The following is a 563-nucleotide window of genomic DNA, read 5'->3' on the forward strand; positions in this document are numbered from 1 at the left end:
GGGGGGACTTGAAGAAGGGCGGCAGCCAGAGGCAGTCCACGCCCAGCCATTGCAGGTAGTCCAGCTTGGCGGTGAGGCCCTTGAGGTCGCCGACGCCGTCCCCGTTGCTGTCCTGGAAGGAGCGGACGAGGACCTCGTAGAAGACGGCTCGTTTGAACCAGTCCGGGTCACGGTCCTTGGCCGGGGTGTCCTCGAACTTGTCCGGGACGGGCTCGTTCACGGTCATGAGGCTGCGGACCCTTCGGTCTGGGGCGCGGCGGCGGAGGGCCGGCGGACGTGGAAGACGTGAGCGGGGGCCCGGCCGGGTTCCAGCCGCACGTAGTTCGCGCGGCCCCAGTGGTAGGTCTCGCCGGTGAGCTCGTCGCGCACCGGCACCGACTCGTGCCAGTCCAGGCCGAGCTGCGGCATGTCGAGCGAGATCGTGGCCTCCTGGGTGCGGTGCGGATCGAGATTGGCCACCACCAGCACGACGTCGGACCCCACGCGCTTGCTGTAGGCGATGAGCGCGTCGTTGTCGGTGTGGTGGAAGCGGAGGTTCCTGAGCCGGTGCAGCGCGGGATGGG

The 563-nt window shown here is 69.3% G+C and carries 1 protein-coding gene and 1 pseudogene; both read right to left on the minus strand.

The window, feature by feature from the left end:
• Positions 1-226: alpha-amylase family glycosyl hydrolase (locus ACFIF2_RS35910; protein WP_395577491.1), on the minus strand; the 226-nt coding region annotated here is incomplete at its 3' end.
• Positions 223-563 (minus strand): annotated as a pseudogene (locus ACFIF2_RS35915) (alpha-1,4-glucan--maltose-1-phosphate maltosyltransferase); the annotation flags it as partial. The gene ACFIF2_RS35910 and the pseudogene ACFIF2_RS35915, both read right to left, overlap by 4 nt.

It is taken from the genome of Streptomyces sp. BK79 (assembly GCF_044142145.1).
Taxonomy (GTDB): Bacteria; Actinomycetota; Actinomycetes; order Streptomycetales; family Streptomycetaceae; genus Streptomyces.